The 18832-nt window shown below is 57.2% G+C and carries 12 protein-coding genes; 1 reads left to right on the top strand and 11 read right to left on the bottom strand.

The window, feature by feature from the left end; all coding sequences use genetic code 11:
* Positions 1 to 20: 20 nt before the first annotated feature.
* From miaA to K3819_RS02580, 5 genes are read right to left on the bottom strand one after another with little or no spacing between them, the layout of a single operon-like run.
* Positions 21 to 992 (bottom strand): tRNA (adenosine(37)-N6)-dimethylallyltransferase MiaA, encoded by a 972-nt coding sequence (gene miaA, locus K3819_RS02600; RefSeq protein WP_085648069.1) that lies wholly within the window; start codon positions 990 to 992, stop codon positions 21 to 23.
* Complete coding sequence (mutL, locus tag K3819_RS02595) at positions 992 to 2899, bottom strand: DNA mismatch repair endonuclease MutL (RefSeq protein WP_221398576.1); 1908 nt, start codon at positions 2897 to 2899, stop codon at positions 992 to 994. The genes miaA and mutL overlap by 1 nt, the downstream gene beginning before the upstream one ends.
* Positions 2896 to 4326, bottom strand: a complete 1431-nt coding sequence (locus K3819_RS02590; protein ID WP_311736305.1) for an N-acetylmuramoyl-L-alanine amidase — start codon at positions 4324 to 4326, stop codon at positions 2896 to 2898. The genes mutL and K3819_RS02590 overlap by 4 nt, the downstream gene beginning before the upstream one ends.
* A complete protein-coding gene (tsaE, locus tag K3819_RS02585; RefSeq protein WP_007950729.1) occupies positions 4327 to 4797 on the bottom strand; it encodes a tRNA (adenosine(37)-N6)-threonylcarbamoyltransferase complex ATPase subunit type 1 TsaE in 471 nt (156 codons plus the stop codon).
* Entirely contained in the window at positions 4785 to 6284 is a 1500-nt protein-coding gene (locus K3819_RS02580) for an NAD(P)H-hydrate dehydratase (protein ID WP_221398575.1), read from the bottom strand. Before K3819_RS02580 ends, tsaE begins: the two co-directional genes overlap by 13 nt.
* 63 nt (positions 6285 to 6347) lie before the next feature.
* Here K3819_RS02580 and queG point away from each other — a divergent pair, with 63 nt between their 5' ends.
* On the top strand, positions 6348 to 7421 hold the full coding sequence (gene queG, locus K3819_RS02575) for a tRNA epoxyqueuosine(34) reductase QueG (RefSeq protein WP_221398574.1): 1074 nt from the start codon (positions 6348 to 6350) through the stop codon (positions 7419 to 7421).
* A 14-nt stretch (positions 7422 to 7435) separates the two neighbouring features.
* Here the strand turns inward: queG and K3819_RS02570 are convergent, their stop codons facing one another.
* The 6 genes from K3819_RS02570 to orn form a co-directional block, all read right to left on the bottom strand.
* Positions 7436 to 12199, bottom strand: coding sequence for an RHS repeat domain-containing protein (locus K3819_RS02570; RefSeq protein ID WP_221398573.1), 4764 nt, complete (start codon positions 12197 to 12199; stop codon positions 7436 to 7438).
* 80 nt (positions 12200 to 12279) lie between these two features.
* Positions 12280 to 13266, bottom strand: a complete 987-nt coding sequence (locus tag K3819_RS02565; RefSeq protein ID WP_221398572.1) for a hypothetical protein — start codon at positions 13264 to 13266, stop codon at positions 12280 to 12282.
* Between the two features lie 343 nt (positions 13267 to 13609).
* Complete coding sequence (locus K3819_RS02560; protein WP_221398571.1) at positions 13610 to 15925, bottom strand: DUF6543 domain-containing protein; 2316 nt, start codon at positions 15923 to 15925, stop codon at positions 13610 to 13612.
* Positions 15926 to 16314: 389 nt separating this feature from the next.
* The gene (locus tag K3819_RS02555; RefSeq protein WP_085611066.1) at positions 16315 to 17349 is read right to left on the bottom strand and encodes a hypothetical protein; all 1035 of its coding nucleotides are present in this window, start codon (positions 17347 to 17349) and stop codon (positions 16315 to 16317) included.
* Between the two features lie 169 nt (positions 17350 to 17518).
* Positions 17519 to 18130: a trimeric intracellular cation channel family protein gene (locus K3819_RS02550; protein WP_085611067.1), complete on the bottom strand. Its 612-nt coding sequence runs from the start codon at positions 18128 to 18130 to the stop codon at positions 17519 to 17521.
* Positions 18131 to 18213: 83 nt separating this feature from the next.
* Positions 18214 to 18756: an oligoribonuclease gene (gene orn, locus K3819_RS02545; protein WP_085611068.1), complete on the bottom strand. Its 543-nt coding sequence runs from the start codon at positions 18754 to 18756 to the stop codon at positions 18214 to 18216.
* Positions 18757 to 18832: the final 76 nt, after the last annotated feature.

The raw sequence follows: 18832 nt of genomic DNA, 5'->3' as shown, positions 1-18832 counted from the left end.
TAGACGGCAATTGCAAGGACTCAGCTCAATATGGAGATCGTCCCAAGGTATTTCAAGGCGCGTGGCAGATTGTCGCAATCCAGACTGTCGAGCCAGTGTAAATCTTTCCAGCTGCGCAGCCAGGTGAACTGGCGTTTGGCCAATTGGCGCGTGGCGATGATGCCCCGTTCCTGCATCTCGGCCGACGTCAGCTTGCCATCCAGGTAGTCCCAGACCTGGCGGTAGCCTACCGCACGTATAGACGGCAACCCGGCATGCAGGTCACTTCTATTACGCAGGGCTACGACCTCGTCGATGAATCCCTGTTCCAGCATATTTGTGAATCTTTGTTTAATGCGCTCGTGCAATACCTGCCGATTAGTTGGAGCAATCGCCAGGTTCGCGACAGTATAGGGCAATTGTTGCAGTCCCGATGCGGACGCTTCAGCACTTTGCGCAGATTGTTGCAGGCGCAGCGCAGTCATGCTCTGACCGCTGACCCGGTAAACTTCCAGCGCACGACTCAGTCGTTGTGGATCGTTCGGATGGATGCGTGCCGCCGACTCCGGATCGATGACCGCCAGTTGATCGTGCAGGGCCTGCCAGCCAAGGCGCGCGGCCTCTTCTTCGATCTGCGCGCGAACCTCGGGATCGGCCGCCGGCATGTCCGCCAGACCTTCGATCAAAGCCTTGTAATAGAGCATCGTGCCGCCCACCAGCAGCGGAATTTTTCCACGTGCGGTGATCTCGGCCATGGCCTCCAGCGCATCGCGACGGAAATCCGCTGCCGAATAAGCTTCGGCCGGATCGAGAATGTCGATCAGTCGATGAGGGAATTCGGCCAGCAGTTCTTTGGAAGGCTTGGCGGTGCCGATGTCCATGCCGCGATAAACCAGCGCCGAATCGACACTGATCAGCTCGCACGGCAGCACCTTGGTCAGCTCGATGGCCAGATCGGTCTTACCCGCAGCGGTCGGGCCCATCAGGAAAATCGCTGGAGGAAGCTGGCTCATCAACGACCGCGCAGGAACAGTTTGTCCAGATCGTCCAGGCCCAGTTGGGTCCAGGTCGGTCGGCCATGGTTGCACTGACCGCTGCGCTCGGTATTTTCCATGTCGCGCAGCAGGCCGTTCATTTCCGGCAAGGCCAGGCGGCGGTTGGCGCGGATCGCGCCGTGGCAGGCCATGGTGCCGAGCAGTTCGTTCAGATGCGCCTGAATCCGGTCGCTGGTGCCGTATTCCATCAAGTCCGACAGCACATCGCCCACCAGTCGGTTGGCTTCGGCCTGTTTGAGCAGGGCCGGAATCTGCCGGATGGCCAGGGTTTCGGGGCCAAGGCGCTGCAATTCAAAACCGAGGCGCTGGAACCATGCCGCATGTTCTTCGGCGCAATCGGCCTCGCGCTGACTGACCGCCAGCGATTCCGGCACCAGCAGCGGCTGGCCGCTCAGGCCTTCGCTGGCCATGGCGATCTTCAGGCGCTCATACATGATCCGCTCGTGAGCGGCGTGCATGTCCACCAAAACCAGGCCTTGGGCGTTCTCGGACAGAATATAAATGCCCTTGAGCTGAGCCAGCGCGTAGCCAAGCGGCGGAATGTCTTCCTGACCGGCTGGCAATGCATTGGCATTGGCCTCGGGCAGCGGCGCAAAAAACTCGCGGTACGCGGCCTGGGCCTCGGCTACCGGCACGGTCGATTGCGGACGTGGCGTGTATTGATACTGATAAGCGCCGCCAGCGCTGGCGCCCGACGAGGTATTGAACGCCGGTTGCGCCTGCGGTTGCTCCAGCAACGCATTGGCCGCCAGACGCATTTCGCCCTGCGGCCCGAATTCACCAGCTTCAAGGCCGGTCGGCCGGACGATCGCGGTGGTGACCGAACCGGCAAGCTGATCTTCCGGCCGCACATCGCCGAGGGCACGGTGCAAGGTGCCATACAGGAAGTCATGCACCATGCGCCCGTCACGGAAGCGCACTTCGTGTTTGGTCGGGTGCACGTTGACGTCGACCGCTGCCGGATCGACCTCGAAAAACAGTGCGAACGTCGGATGCCGGCCGTTGAACAGCACATCGCGATAAGCCTGGCGCACCGCGTGGGCCACCAGTTTGTCGCGCACCGCACGGCCGTTGACGAAGAAATACTGCAAGTCCGCCTGACTGCGGTTGAAGGTCGGCAGACCGACCCAGCCCCACAAATGCAGGCCATTGCGTTCGATCTCGATCGGCAGCGCCTGCTCAAGGAAGCCTGAACCGCAGATCGCCGCCACACGCCGGGCGCGGGCCGCATCATCGTGGGCTTCGTGCAGGCTGAGGATGGTCTTGCCGTTGTGGCGCAAATGGAAAGCCACGTCGAAACGCGCCAGTGCCAGACGCTTGATCACTTCCTGCAGGTGATCGAATTCGGTTTTTTCAGTCTTGAGGAATTTGCGTCGCGCCGGGGTGTTGAAGAACAGGTCACGGACTTCCACCGAAGTGCCGACCGGGTGCGCCGCCGGCTGCACGCGGGGCGCCATGTCGCGGCCTTCGGTCTCGACCTGCCAGGCCTGATCGGCGTCGCGGGTGCGCGAGGTCAGGGTCAGACGCGCCACGGAGCTGATCGAAGCCAAAGCCTCGCCCCGGAAACCCAGGCTCATCACCTGTTCAAGGTCTTCCAGGTTACGGATCTTGCTGGTGGCGTGACGGGCCAGGGCCAGCGGCAGGTCATCGGCGGAAATACCGCTGCCGTCGTCGCGCACTCGCAGCAGCTTGACGCCGCCCTGCTCGACATCGACGTCGATACGCTTGGCGCCGGAGTCGAGGCTGTTTTCCAGCAGCTCCTTGATCACCGAGGCCGGGCGTTCGACCACCTCACCGGCGGCGATCTGGTTCGCCAGCCGCGGGCTGAGCAGTTCAATGCGGGCAGTGTTCAGGACCTGATTCATTCTTTGGACGCCAGTTCGGTGCCGGGAATGGTCAGGTGCTGACCGACTTTCAGATCATCGCTTTTCAGATTATTGGCGCTACGCAGTGTGGCCGGCGAAATCTGATAACGCACGGCAATCATCGCCACGGTCTCACCCGGACCTACCCGGTGATCACGCGGCCCCTGAGCGATCTTGCCCGAATCACGCAGCCAGGCGATGTAAGTGCCCGGTGGCGGATTCTGCTGGAAGAACTGACGCACGCCGCTGCTGATCGAACGCGCCAGCGCCTGCTGGTGGCTCGCTGCCGAGAGTTTGTTCGCTTCGTTGGCGTTGGAGATGAAGCCGGTTTCCACCAGGATCGACGGGATGTCCGGCGATTTCAGCACCATGAACCCGGCCTGTTCCACGCGCTGCTTGTGCAGCGGGGTGACCCGGCCAATATTGGTCAGAACCTTCTGGCCCACGTTGAGGCTGGAGGTCAGCGAGGCGGTCATCGACAGGTCGAGCAGAACGCCGGCCAGCATGCGGTCCTTGTCGTCGAGGCTGACGTTGCCGGCACCGCCGATCAGGTCGGAACGGTTTTCGCTGTCGGCCAGCCAACGGGCGGTTTCCGAGGTGGCGCCACGATCGGACAGGGCGAACACCGACGCACCAAACGCGGCCGCAGAAGGCGCGGCGTCGGCGTGGATCGAGACAAACAGATCGGCGCCCTTCTTGCGGGCAATCTCGGTACGGCCGCGCAGCGGGATGAAGTAGTCGCCGGTACGGGTCAGTTCGGCGCGGAAGCCTTTCATGCCGTTGACCTGACGCTGCAACTCGCGGGCGATCTGCAGTACCACGTCTTTTTCGCGCTGGCCGCGAGATCCCGATGCGCCCGGGTCTTCACCGCCGTGACCGGCATCGATGACCACGATGATGTCGCGCTTGCCGGCCGGGGCCGGTGGCAGTTTGATCGCAGGTTCAGCCGGCGTGACAGGCACCGCCGGTACGGTAGCGACCGACGGCGTCGACGCAGGCGGTGGTGCCGCGTCTGCCGGGTTGTCGAACAGATCGACCACCAGACGGTTGCCATACTGGGCGTTCGGCGCCAGCGAGAAGCTTTTCGGAGTGACCGCTTTTTTCAGGTCGATGACCACCCGCAGGTCGGTCGGCGTGCGCTGGGCCGAACGCATCGCAGTGATCGGCGTATTGGCGGTCTGCACATTGAGCGGCGCGCCGAGGGTGGCGCCGTTGATATCGATCACCAGGCGATCCGGCGCAGTCAGCGTGAAGACGCTGTGTTGCACCGGGCCTGTCAGGTCGAACACCAGTCGCGTGTTGTCCGGCGCCCGCCACAGGCGCACGCTGTTGACCTTCGTCTCGGCCACAGCGTTGACGGTTACTGCCATCAACATCAGTCCAACGGCAGCCACCAACGCGCGAAAGCGCATACCTAACCCCATCATTCAATTGGTTTCCAATGCCAAAGCGGCACACCAGGCCTCGCCGCGCGAGCCCTGGGATAAAATGGTCAGCGAACGTCCGCTGTCTTGCGGGCTAATGGTAATGGTCAGGTCAGGCTTTGGCAAAAAGCCTGCACCTTTATCGGGCCATTCGATCAGGCACAGGGCGTCGTCTTCGAAATAGTCGCGGATGCCGAGAAACTCCAGTTCCTCCGGATCGACCAGACGATACAGGTCGAAGTGAAAAGCGCGAACGTCACCGATCTCGTAGGGCTCGACCAGCGTGAAGGTCGGACTTTTCACCGCTCCCACATGCCCCAGACCGCGAATGATGCCCCGCGACAGCGTGGTTTTGCCCATCCCGAGGTTGCCTTCGAGAAAGATCAGGCCATGGCCCTGGGTGATACGGGCGATGCGTGCGCCAAAGTCGCTCATGGCCTGTTCATCGGCCAGGTACAGGGTTACTTCAGACACGGTGCATGCTCCTCCAACAACTGACGAATGGCTGGAATCAGATCACTGGCCGCCAGCCCACGGCCGAATTTACCTTGGTGCAGACCGGCGTTGGCGTGCAGCCAGACTGCCAGACTCGCGGCGTCAAAACCGTCCATGCCCTGGGCCAGCAACGCGCCGATCAGGCCCGCCAGCACATCGCCGAGCCCGGCAGTGGCCATCGCCGGATGGCCTTGATGACACAGCGCCAGACGACCATCGGGATGAGCAATCAAAGTGCCCGCCCCCTTGAGCACCACCACCGCTGTGTATTTTTTGCTCAATTCCAGCGCCGCCGCCGGACGATCAGCCTGCACTTCGGCGGTACTGATCCCCAATAAACGCGCTGCTTCCCCCGGATGCGGCGTGATCACGCAATCCTTGGGCAAACGGACAAAACCTGAGGCCAGCAGGTTCAGCGCATCCGCGTCCCACACCTGCGGCAGCGCTGCATTGGCGGCGGCCGACAACAGTGCCCGCCCCCAAGCGGCCTGCCCCAGCCCCGGCCCGACGACCAGCACCGACACCTTTTCCAGCAGCCCCATCAATTGATTGGCCGAAGAGGCGCCCAACGCCATGGCTTCCGGCACCCGGCTCAATGCCGATGGTACATGTTCCGGGCGAGTCGCCAGCGATACCATCCCGGCGCCACTGCGCAGCGCGCTTTCGGTGCTCAACAGGATCGCCCCGCCAAAACCGTGATCGCCGCCGATCAGCAACACATGACCGAAACGCCCCTTGTGCGCAGCTGGCGCACGTGCAGCCAGACGCGGAAGGTTAGTCACGTTCAGTCGGCGAGCGGCGACAGGAATGTCACTGAAGGTTTCGGCAGAGGCCTGCAGATCGTTAAACAGCAGTTCCCCGACGTGATCCGCCGCTGCGCCCGTAAACAGCCCGAGCTTCAGGCCGATGAAGGTCACGGTGAGGTCAGCGCGCACCGCATGACCTAACGCATGACCGGTGTCGGCGTACAACCCGGAAGGGATATCGACCGCCACCACTGGCAGTCCGCTGGCATTGATCGCCGCAATCGCAGAGGCATAAGGCTCACGCACCTCACCGCTCAGACCGGTGCCGAGCAACCCGTCAACGACGATTCCGCGCAACTCGCAGGAAGGATACCAGGGGGCTATCACCACGCCTTCGGCCACGGCGTCGGCATGCGCTACGGCCGCATCACCCTGCAATCGCTGCGGATCACCCACGGCCACTACCCGAACCTGCCAACCGGCCCGACGCGCCAGCGCTGCCACCAGGTAGCCGTCACCCGCGTTGTTGCCGTGCCCTGCCAGCACCGTCAATTCGTTAGCAGATGGCCAATGTCGAACCAGCGCGCGCCATGTGGCATGGGCCGCACGCTGCATCAATTCGAAGCCCGGAGTGCCGGCAGCGATCAGCCGCGCATCGAGTGCCCGCACCTGCGTGGCGCGGTACAGCGCGTCGGGTATTTCATCTTTCGTGTGCGGCATGCGTCTTCGGGCTCCGATGTCTGGCAGAATTATACGCACCTCAGCTCCGGTTTCTCTCGCCTCATGTCCGCCATCACCACAGATCTTCCCGCCCTCGCCCGATCCATCAAGGACTGGGGCCGCGAGCTGGGCTTCCAGCAAGTGGGCATCAGCGGTCTGGATCTGGCCGAGCATGAGCAGCACCTGCAGCGCTGGCTCGAGGCCGGCTATCACGGCGAAATGGATTACATGGGCGCCCATGGCAGCAAACGCTCGCACCCTGAGGAGCTGGTGCCGGGCACCTTGCGCGTGGTGTCGCTGCGCATGGACTACCTGCCGGGCGACACACAAATGGCGCAATTGCTGGGCAAACCGGAAAAAGCCTACATTTCGCGTTATGCCTTGGGCCGCGATTATCACAAATTGATCCGTAAGCGCGTTCAACAACTGGCGGACAGGATTCAATCCGAAATCGGTCCGTTCGGTTTCCGAGCCTTCGTCGACAGCGCCCCGGTGCTGGAAAAAGCCATCGCCGAGCAGGCGGGGCTGGGCTGGATCGGCAAGAACACTCTGGTGCTCAATCGCAAGGCCGGCAGTTATTTCTTTCTCAGCGAACTGTTCGTCGATCTGCCGTTGCCGGTGGATGAACCGCACAGCACCGAACATTGCGGCCGCTGCACCGCATGCCTCGACATCTGCCCGACCAACGCTTTCGTAGGCCCCTACGTGCTGGACGCGCGACGTTGCATTTCCTACCTGACCATTGAGTTGAAAACTGCCATTCCCGAAGACCTGCGCCCGCTGATCGGCAACCGCGTGTTCGGCTGCGACGACTGCCAGATCTGCTGCCCGTGGAACCGCTTCGCCAAACCCTCTGGCGAAAGCGATTTCAAGCCACGGCACAACCTCGACAATGCCGAACTGGCAGAACTGTTTTTGTGGGATGAAGAGAAGTTTTTGAGCAGCACTGAAGGATCGCCTTTGCGGCGTGCCGGGTATGAGCGCTGGTTAAGGAATCTGGCGGTGGGGCTGGGCAATGCGCCTTCAACGATTCCGGTGCTGGAAGCATTGAAGGCACGACGGGATTATCCGTCAGCGTTGGTTCGGGAGCATGTGGAGTGGGCGCTGGAACGGCACTCCCGACCTTCAGACCCATAAGGATGAGCCAAGTTTTACCTGCGCGTTGTATCAATGGTTTTAGCGGTTTTCATCATCGTGTTGGTCTGCCCGTCGGACAAATGGCCGCCCGCCTGCAAGACTTTGCAAACTCTCTGCTTACTGTCCTCTATAAAGTAAATACGCTCCCCACGTCCTTTCGTACTCGCAAAAAAAACATGCGACACTTTTCTTCCACTGCCGATGGGTCCGAATTCCTCGTACAGCATCCCGGACTCCGCGGCTGCCTGGCTGGCGGACATATTGCTTTCCACGTTTTGGTAGAACCTTTCAGCCATTTCCTCCCTGGCATCAGTGGAGATATAGCTTTTCTTGGCTTTCTGCAATTGCCAGGGTTGAACCGCCACTTCCTCCGAGGGCGCCTTGGCTTTTTTGGCTGCTGCCTTGGCGCCTTTTCCACCCGCCTTCAAATATTGCGCGGCGTTGCCTGCCCCCTTGCTACTGAGTCCTTGGCTATAGGCTGAAACCAACTTATTGCCAGCATTCAAAGCAGCTCTTGCACCAGCCGCCAGACCTGCACCGAGCGAAGCCAGCCCAAGACCGAAACTGATCCAGCCCAGTATCTCACCTGCTTGAGAACCCGGTGCCACCTCATTGGTCACCTCACTGGCAATACCCGCCAAGCCTGAGGCAACGGCCAGCCCCAATGCCGCCGCTGCCAATGGCGTTGCCGCGCCCATCGTCAGCACGCTGGCAACAACTCCGAGAACGCCGAGCCCGATGCCCAGGATCGATTGCCAGGATATATGCCCGGTAGGGTCGACACGATTGACAGGATCGCCCAGGCAATAACTGTAGGCATTCAATCCGCCCGCGCCGAACGGACTCATGCTGTCCGGGGCAAGAAAACGCATCAGTGTCGGACTATAGGCTCTGTAACCGTTACCCAGAAGATACAGCCCGGTAACGGGATCCAGCTGCTCGCCGTTGAACCCCGCCAGACTGAACAAACCACCTTCGGCTGGACGACGCCCGTAAGGGCTGTAGGCGCAATCGGTGAGCTGTTCCTTGCCCAGCGTTGCCAGCACACTTTGCTGCTGATCGGTGCCGAACAGCTGCGTACCGGCGTTCAAACCGAGCTGCAGTTGCCCCACAAGCGCTCCACCGTGACGCACGATACTGGATGAGTTTTCACCACTCACCTCATTGGCGACCCGGCCTGCGCGGTAGTAACGCTGCGCAGTTGCCTTATCGGGTTGCGACAGTTCAACCAGATCGTCGAAACCGTCGTAATGATAGCCGCGAATGACTGATCCCCCTGCGCTGGACAACTGCTCAAGACGTCCGAATGCGTCGTAGGCCAGAGTTCGCGCCTGGTCGTCCTTGATCATCCTGCCATTGGCGTCGTATTCCAGCGTCACTGCGGGCGGATAGTCGGCATGAGAATGCTTGACTGCGCTGAGTTGTACAGGATCGGGATTGTCATAACTGAAGGTGGTCAGGTTCACGCCCAGTGGGAACTTGGTCTGTACGGTAAGAATGTTATCCAGCGCATCGAAGGTGAACGTCTGCTGGAGAATTTCCTTGCCATACGGATCGCGAGGCTTTTGGGTGCCGGCACAGTCGTACTGGATCAGACGCCCGCGCACATCGTAGGTAAATTGTTCATCACGCAAAATTTGCGTGCCACGCCTGGACACTTTCTGCGCCAGTTTGCCGGCAAGCGTATAAGTCGATTCCAGCGTCTGGTCGGGCTGCCCCTTGATCTCGAATGTACGGCGGATTTCACGACCGATATCGTCATAGGCAAACCGGGTGATCAACTGCCGCTTGATCGACGTTTCTTCGGCTTTCGTCCAGTCCAGCATTCCCGTCTGGGTGTCGTAATGGAATTCGGTTTTCAGCGTGCCCTGCGAGGTCGATAGCAGGCGGCCATACTGATCGTATTCGGATGTGCTTTCGGCTCCGAGTACATCGACATGGGCGATGGGTCGCCCCTGCAGGGACCAGGTACTGGAAGTTGCTTTCGTGATCGCGCCGAAGGTCGTTGTTTCTGACTTGAGGCGTCCGGAGGGGTAATAGTTAAAACTGCGCTCCTTGCCATTTTCGTTACAGGTCAAGGGATTGCCACTGGGGTCATAAGTCATGGTCGTGACCAGTTCCCCTGCCTTGCGCTCAGTCAGCAAACCGCCCAAATCGCGCAAATATGTGAATTCGGTTTTTTTGCCATCAGCACTCTTGTGCCACTGTGGCTGAGTAAAGCCCGCTTCATAACCCGCCTCGGACTTTCGTCCGCCGACGGTACTTTGTATCAAACGATCCAGGCCATCATAAGTTTTCTGTCCCAGCACTTTGTCACCGACCTTGATGCTGATCGGTAGCCCTTCATCGCTATGTTCGGCGTAATCGGCCACCACCACACTGGCGTCTGGCAGGACAGTGCGAATTATCCGGTCAAAAACGTCGTACTCATATCGAGTGGTATTGCCGACAGGATCTGTCTCGCTGGTTGTGCGCCCGAACCCGTCATAGGTGTAAACGGTTTTGCCAAGACTCCTGTTCTTCAGATTGAAGCTCTCGATGGTGAGCGGTTTACCGAAGTCATTGACGTGGGTGATTGTTTTGCCCATCCCCTGGAGCCAATTGGTTTGCTGGCGAAGGACCGGATCGATCTCGCTGTGTTCGACACGCCCATCAGCATGCAGCGTCTTGTTGACCTGGCCCCAGGAATCGAATTCGTAGCAGGTGCTGACCGGATAAGGCTTGCCATCACGCCAGTCGGTCAGCGTCACTTGCACCTTGTGACCGACCGAATCGTGCAGGGCAGAATAAAGCGTGCGAGTCGGGATAAGCCCATCCTTGTCGGGATGGTCACAGTCCTTTTCCTGAACGGTGATCACCCGCTGCATACCGTCACAGGAGACTTTTTGCTCGCCTCCGACAGGATCCGTGGTCACCATGGTGGCCGGCTGCTGCTTGCTGGCAGCAAGATAAACCCACCGGGTAGCAGCCATATAAGGGGTGCCGGAAGCAACCGTTTTGCACACGACTCGGCCGATTGCGTCGTATTCATGTTCGATGTGCTCGCCATCGACACCGACTTCAGACGTCTGTAATCCGGTCAACGTCGAGAGCACTTTCTCACGGGTCTGCACCGCGCCGTCAAATCCGCGTGTGCTGGACTTGACCCGCAACCTGTCACCCTCAAGTTCATAGGAAAATTCGGTCGAGGTTTTTTTATCATTCAGGGTGATACTTTGCTCTTTTGTGGCCCCGTGCCTAAGTGGGTCCTTTGGCGAGTTCAGATAACTGCGTTCAGTTTTCGAACGCAAGACTTCAACACCATCCACAACTTCAAAAAAACGCTCCCCAACCGGTAATACGAAGGCCAACTCCGCGCCTTCCAGTGCGGGATGCAAGGCATGGTCGTAGTACGTGACTGTCGAGGCGCCACCCTCCGCGGCAGCGCTGACCGTCCTCTTTTTCGGGAACCTGGAGAAACCCAGCGGATCCTCCGGGCAATTATCTCCACCGCTTACCGGATAAAATTCCGTCGAAGTCATCACGCCACTTGGCTCAACATACTTGAGCAAGTTGCCTTCGTGATCGAACTCGGTGACGGTGGTTTCAACGCGTTGCCGCTGGGTGCGCCGATCGAGGTGAGTCACCGTTTGGATTTTCGGCATGCGGAACTGAGCCAACTGCTCATTGAAAGGTCTGGTGACGGAACAGTGATACTCCGTGGCGATAGTGACCTGGGCGTCGCCACAGGTTGTAACCTCAGCCACCAACAGATGAAACTTGTTGTAAGTGCGTTTAATCCGAGTATGTACTTTGCCGTTTACTAACAACTGCTCGTCCGAGGTGTAGACATAATTGCCGGGCGCCAGATAGAGCGGATCCAGATCATTATCCTTGGCCGGGAGGAGGCCCTGCCCAAGGAAGTTGTGATCGGAGTACGTGTAGCTTTTGCAGAGTCTGGGTTGATCGCGCCCAGGGTAGGTGTCGTGAGCGATAACAAACGGCAGTGTCTGTTCCACGCCATTCACGAAGCTATGACCGTGGCGCTTGTAGCGAATGATTTCGATGCCGCGCAATGGATTGACGACGCGGTGCAAATAGCAGGCCTCATCGATAACTTCATATTCCAGCTCCCAACCTTTACCGACCGGAAGCTCGATCGCCGTTACCCGAGCGTTCTTCAAAATCAACTTGTAGGCGGAACTGGATGAGGTATCGGGATGCCGGGTCAATGTGACTTGTCCAGCATTGCGTGTGATTCTCAACAGGCATCGTTTGTCGTCACGGACCTCGCTCAACCTGGGGTACTGGTTGAACAACTCGTGCTTCAACGAAATGCTTACACCGTTCGCGGCGATTATTTTTTCCGCTACAGCGACTTGAGTGCCAGCCAGGACTTTTAGCAGCTCACGCCGACCATCCTTGTATCGAACTTCATAGCGCCCTGCTCCAGTGACTGACACCTTTGCCGTTTGCAGTTTCATTTCCTTGAACTTCAGACCGGTAGACGTCTCGACAGCCTTGTAACGCTCGCCGTTGGACAATGTCATGATTTTGCTGCGCACGTCATAATTTGTCACGGTCAACGACCAGCCAATGCCAAAACCGGAGTCCGCCTGATTGAGCGGATTGAAGCCCATTGAAAGTGCAAGCTCAGGGCCATTGAGGTCCGCCGAGCGCAACTTTCCCAACGAAAAGGAACACGTGTACATGCCCGTGCGCGGATCAACGCCCCCGGAAACAAATTCACCGAAGTTAAAAGCGTTTGAATGAACAGCGGAAGATAAATTACTTTCCATAGAAAAAATCTCCTTTATTCCAGATGAAGATAGGGGCAAGCCAGGTTGACCAGCTAAAAATCGCTGGCCGCATCGCAAAATCAGTTGACGTTTTTCATTGGCCGCCTGGAAGCACTCAGAATAAAAGCGCGCTGCTCTTTATCACCGTCGATACACAGTCTGTGCTCCGTACCAAATTCATCAATCACGGCAAACTCAAATGCATCTTCGCTTTCTCGTCCTACTTGGAGGTCCGCGGAAGTATATTGAATCAACGTCAACTGTCCGGGCACGTTGTTAATCGGCGCGTGCATAGTGCCAACGGGACTGCGAAACGTTGCTTTCAACCCGTAGATGGGTGCCATATAGCCGTAAAAATTTCTGCGTCCATCCCGAGTTCCGGGAATATTTCCGGACGCATAGACCTGTACCGCATCTTCGGAATCATAAGGATCAAGTTTCACCTCGCTGCTGTACCAGTCAAGCAGGTGAATTTGCCTGCCCTCCGCATTCAGTCCTATATGAAAACTTTGAAGCCAGTCATAACGCACCTTCTGCTGTTTTGCACCATATTCGCTGAACGTAAAGCTCTTCAACGAATAGTTCTTAGGCGGAACTGCCTCCAGCGTAACAATGCTGTCAAAGCCAACTCCGTTACTTCGCAATAACACCCCATCCATGACAATTTCGGCGGCCACTTCCATGATTCCGGGCTTGCTTGCCGAAACCCAAAACTGGAAAATCTGCACCGGATCAGAGTCGTCACTTATCCGGTTGTGCGTGGCACGTGGAACTTCGGCAATCCGCGGTGCACCGCCTGACATTTCATGGGCGTAACGATTTTCCTGCAGCGATACACTCCAGTCCCCCTCAAGAGGCCGCGCACCGTTATAGGCGATCAACCTCAATGACTGTAACGCGGGATGCCCATACAGGGATGCGCCATCGCCATTGTTATCGATCCCGTGCAGTAGCACCAACACTCGCACCTGCATGCGACCGTTGGCGTAAAGCACTTTATGCTGGCCAGACCGTGTGGCGTCGAGTTTTACCTCGATACGGGAAATACCAATTTGCTCATCAAACATATAACAATACCTTGCTGATTAATAGTTTCGCCCTTAAAGGACTTAGCAAAGTATTGAGGCGCTATTTAAATAAAAACAGCCACGACATTCGACAAATTATTAGCAAGCAATATTTCAACATCACCACTAACAATTCACACAGGTGCTAATACACTCAAAAAAAAACACGCAACTCACATGAAGCGAATTTTATGACACTGCTCCTGCTCCTTTGATTCCAGCACTCAACGAGTCCTGCCCCCTCCTGACCTCAACCGCACAGAGTCAGAAGGGGAGCCACAAAGCCGTTGATTCTTTTCAGATTATGTTAGGTAAACGAAGAAACCGTTACTTCCACCAACATTCAATCACTGTCTGAACCTGTCGAGAACCCGCTTTCTATAGATTCACTATCGGAGTCAGAGTCTGAGGCCAACTCATCCATCTGAATTTCCACCTTTCGATCCATACTGGACTTTTCAAGATACTCATTGATCCGTTGTCTCGTTGCGTCACTCAGCGGATTATTCGATAAACCAACGAACAGATCCTGTGTATCTGGGATCTCGAACAATTCATATCCCACGTCGGAAATATTATTATCATGCAATGCCACGACCCCAAGTTTCCTGAGCGAACCCATACCTGAAGGAATGTTGGAAAGATTTGCATTGCTCAGCATCAATCCGGTTAAACCCGACATGTAGCCTACATGCGGAGCAATTGTCAGAGGGTTGTTTGCCAGATTCAATCGGGTCAGCGTTTCGATTCTGGACAGCCCTTCAACTGTGACCTCGGATAATTTTAGCGAGCATCCGTCCAGCGTAAGCTCCCTTAACTGGCGCAGTTGAAATATTCCTGACGGGAATTCCTCCATTTTTATGCGAACGACTCCCAAACACTCAAGATTGGGAAAGCTGTCAAGAAATGCACCTATCCGTGCGCCTGGTTCATTTGCGGTCAATATCAACTCAGTTATATGCTCAAAACGGGTGGACAATCCTGGCAACTCACCCGAAAAATCGACATAGTGAGAAAAATGATGCGCTCCCTCCTCCCATGTCGAGACCGACTTGCGTTGCCAGATATCTTGCAATTTTGCGCTGAACTGCTCACGAGCCTGGCGTCTGTCGGCGGGTGTCGGCGCGACTTGTGTTTCCGACGTCTGCCCATGGGGTGGAACCCCGTCAGCAGTCCAAGTCGCCAATTCGTCACGCAACGTCGCAAGCTCTGTCTCCAGGCGAAACAAAACGCCTGATGGATCACTTTTCAAACGCTCGTTGATAAACGTCGTCACTTCCTCATCCTTTAGCTGCGGATAAAGATCACGTACGCGGTCTGTAACAGATTTTGCCGGAAGCGGGTTGTTATCGGCTCCGCCTCGCAACCCTCCCGTTTGTCTGTATTGCACGGCGGCGGGAGCGACAGCCCCCGGAAGCGGCCCAAGCCCCAGAGCTTCGCTCACAACCTGGCGCGGCGGCAGCGGTTGTGCACGAATCAGATGCTGCAGCGCTTGCCCTCCTCCCTCCGTCACACCGAACGCCTGGCGTTGCTCGGGGTGCAACAGTCCCCAGACTGTCGAATAAAGATCGCCTTCAACCATTGACGACAGGCCCTCGGTGCTGTGGATAACATAGCCTGCGTCCTGCCGAATCAGAACGTGATGGAATGGCGTACGGACACCGCCGATACCGTCCTCCACCAAACCCTGGCGGATCTCGATACGAACGTTTTGCGGCCAACCGGCAAGATGCTCGATCATATGCATCGCCAGTCGGTCACTGTCCAGGCTGGATACCGAATCCAGATATAAACCTTCACAGGCTCTGGCCAGACGAAAATCGCGCAGCGCTACCAGCGCTTCTTCTGCCATTGACCGCGTCATTCCCGGTTTGTCATGCATGTGCAGCTGATCGGCAGCACTTGCATCGCGCCACAATGCCTGGGCCAATGCCTTGGGCATGTCAGGAAAAATCCGCCGCATCTGCAACGTATTTTCATCACAGTCGAGTTCGAACGCGTGCTCACTATCCTGAAAGAGGGCGTTACGATCCCGTCGCGCGCTTCGCCCGACAAGATCGCCCTCGCGCAACCGCACAAGAGCCAGAAGATGCGGATCGATCCGGGCCCGCAACAACGGATCGGGTTGGTGCATGTAGGTGAAGAGTTCCCGGATTTTCTGATCGAGGCGGAAGCGCCTGACGGTGTCATGCAACAAGTCCAGTGACCAGGGGTAAAAACGGGGATCGCGCACCAGCGCTTCACCCATACCACTTGCTGCAACGATGCGTGCAATCGTGACATCGAAAAAATCGTCGACTGGATGCCCCATGGAGCGCAGCAGTTCAGCCGTTCGCTCCCGCAACGAATTGAGCCTTGCCACGTGATCAGGCGAGTCGCTGTTGTCCCGCGCCAGCCATAACCGTCCTTCGCCGTCAGGTTTCAGTAACGGGCCGGAGGGGTTGAGTTCACGGGCTAGTGTGGCGCGAAAAAGCCCACTCTCGGCATCCCGTGCCACTTGCACGAAATGGACATCGTCTACAGCGACGTACTGGCGTTGCTTGAACAGGCGGATGCCCTGCGCATCGGGCTCGCCGAGGCTTCGGGGTGTGGGTATCCAGTAATCTGCCAGCGAAGGCGTAGCAGCAAGCGCCGCAAACTCGTCGATCGCGGATAACATCGAGCTCACCTTCACACCGACCGTCTGCGACATTGCGACCTGTTCAGTCACACGGCTGGAAGATTGCGACGGATCCAGACGATACGACTGGGTCAAATGCGGTATTGATGGAGGGGGGGACGGTGGCCGATAAGTACCATCTCCACTGGATTCGGGTGTTCTGTTTGGAGTGGGTACAGGTTTGACCTTTGGCGGTTTGCCAGCCATGAATGCTCATCCTCAGTTGTCGTCGCGTTGCCCCCCATCACTGAAGGAGCAACGCCAGAAAGAGGTAAAAGCACAGTACGTGCTATTACCCGAGATTGAAAATCACAGCTTATTGGCAAGTGCAGGCAAAACAGCATAGATATCTACTACACCCGGCAAACCTGCAGAAAAGAAGCCAGTCATCAGCCTCGTTCCAGATAGATGTTGCGCTCATGAAAGTTCATGCGCAGCGCCAGCCTGTGCTCTGTGCCGTATTCATCAATGGCGAGTAAGTAAAGTTTATTTCCGTACTTTAGTTTACCTCTCTGCGCATCCGAGTATTCGGACAGGCCTTGCACGACGGTCAGTTCTCCGTCGCTCCGAGTATCTACCTTGTAATGTGCATGATTCCATGTATGGGCGTCCGGAAAAACAGTGAATACAAAAGGATCTCCTCTATCCGGCAAGGTCACGCTCACACTTTTTTCTTCAGGGCGAACAAGAATGGCTTCCATATAATTGGTTTGTGATTCATTAAGTCTGTTGCCGCCCGCAAAGTTATGGTTAACGCCCTTTTCTACTCCGTCCACAACCCAATCCACCAATTTGACCTGCTGCCCCCGCGGATACAGCCCCAAACGATAATTCCAGATGCGATTGCCGGGCATCTCGTCGCCCTGCCGGGTTTGATACCAACGAAACTCGTCTATGGAGTACCCCACAGGCGTTTGTGCTTCGATAGTTACGCTGCTGTCATGAACGCTGAAAAGGGTGGATCCGTTAGTGAGAATCCTCACACCGTTCAGCGACAGACGTGCACCGATCCGGGTGGTTCCGGCGCTCGATGAGGATACCCAGAAGGTGCGTACCTGAGGATGGACGCTGTCATACTCAAGAACCTCGTCGCGAACCTCTTCTGCCATGTATGAAGGTCGCTGCTCAAGGGTAAATTGCCCTTGCACGGTGCTCGCGACCCAGCCATCAGACAACGTCTTGCCAGTGCTGTAATGGATCAGTTCTATGCTTTCCATGACGTCTGCAGGTACGTGCATGGCGTTTCCGTCCGCGTCTACCCCGGACACCAGCACTTGCACTTTCAGCTGCATTCGGCCGTTAGCGAACAACGACTTGCTTCGAGTACTGTCGCTGGCATCGAACTTGACATTCACAAGTGCAAGGCCTGCAAGATTGGGCAGATTGGTTTGCTGATCGGGTGTAGCGTCCATGCTTTCGCTCATAGTCTATTCCGTTGAAGAGTTAATTTAATATTGGCATCGAATATGCCAAGAAAAAATTACAGACCTTTCAAACAAACAGCAAAGCGAAAGATGTAAGAAATATACACTTGCAACGCCTTAAGCCGCTGACAGACTTATCCGGCAATGCACTGACTTTCAGCATCAAGTATCAATGCTCATCGTTATAAACGAACTTCGGCATTTCCCAATGAAAACGGATCGCAAGGAGGCGTAACAAAAAACCACCAAACAGAGTGATCAGAATGGCTTGTTCGCCTGGCACACTTAAATAAAGACACAGCATGTAGCACCACGCTGCAGCGAACGAGACACTCGCATAAAGTTCGCGCCGAAAAATCAGCGGAATATCGTTGCAGAAGATATCGCGCAGGATGCCCCCAAACACGCCGGTGATCACTCCGCTGACCGAGGCCACCAGCATGCCGTGGCCCATTTCCAGGGCGGTCATGCAGCCGATCAGGGTGAACGCCACAAGACCCACCGCGTCGAGCACCAGAAACAGCGAGCGCAGGTGACGCATCCAGCGTGCGGTGAACACGGTGATCATCGCCGCGATCGTGGTCAGCACCAGGTACTCCGGGTGTTTGACCCAGGTCAGCGGGTAGTGCCCGAGCAGCACGTCGCGCACCGAACCGCCGCCCAATGCGGTGACGCAAGCAATCAGCACCACGCCGAACCAGTCCATGCCGCGACGGCCCGCAGACAGGGCGCCGGTCATGGCTTCGGCAGTAATGGCGACGAGGTAGAGCATCAGCAACATGGTGGCGATCCTGGCAGGAAGGCGCGCAGTCTACTCACTTCACCGAGGCACCAAAAGAGGGCGCCTCGGCGTGGGTGCCGATCTCAGAACTTGATGAAATGCTTGCGGTAGTGCTGCAGCTCGGCGATGGATTCGCGGATGTCGTCCAGCGCCAGGTGAGTGCTGCCCTTCTTGAAGCTGTCACGCACGTCCGGCGCCCAGCGCGCGGCCAGTTCCTTGAGCGTGGACACGTCGAGGTTGCGGTAGTGGAAGTAGCTTTCCAGCGACTTCATGTGGGTATAAAGGAAGCGGCGATCCTGGCAGATGCTGTTGCCACAGATCGGCGACTTGCCCTTCGGCACCCACTTTTCGAGGAAGGCGATGGTTTCAGCCTCGGCCTCGGCCATGCTGATGTGGCTGTCGCGTACGCGCTGGGTCAGGCCGGAGTTGCCGTGAGTGCGGGTATTCCACTCATCCATGCGGGCGAGGACTTCGTCGCTGTGGTGGATGGCGATCACCGGGCCCTCGGCCAGGGTGTTCAGGTCACTGTCGGTGACGATGGTGGCCATTTCGATGATGACGTCGTTTTCCGGATCCAGACCGGTCATTTCGAGGTCGATCCAGATCAGATTCTGCGGGTTTTGCATTTTTCGGCTCCTGAGCAATGCTGCGCAGTTTAGCCTAGGCAGCCTGCCGGGCGTGCTAAACTCGCGGCCGTTTTAC

It is taken from the genome of Pseudomonas sp. 3-2 (assembly GCF_019710535.1).
GTDB lineage: Bacteria > Pseudomonadota > Gammaproteobacteria > Pseudomonadales > Pseudomonadaceae > Aquipseudomonas > Aquipseudomonas pharyngis.
The sequence above is the reverse complement of the archived record's forward strand: the minus strand, read 5'-3'. Positions and strand labels throughout refer to the sequence as shown.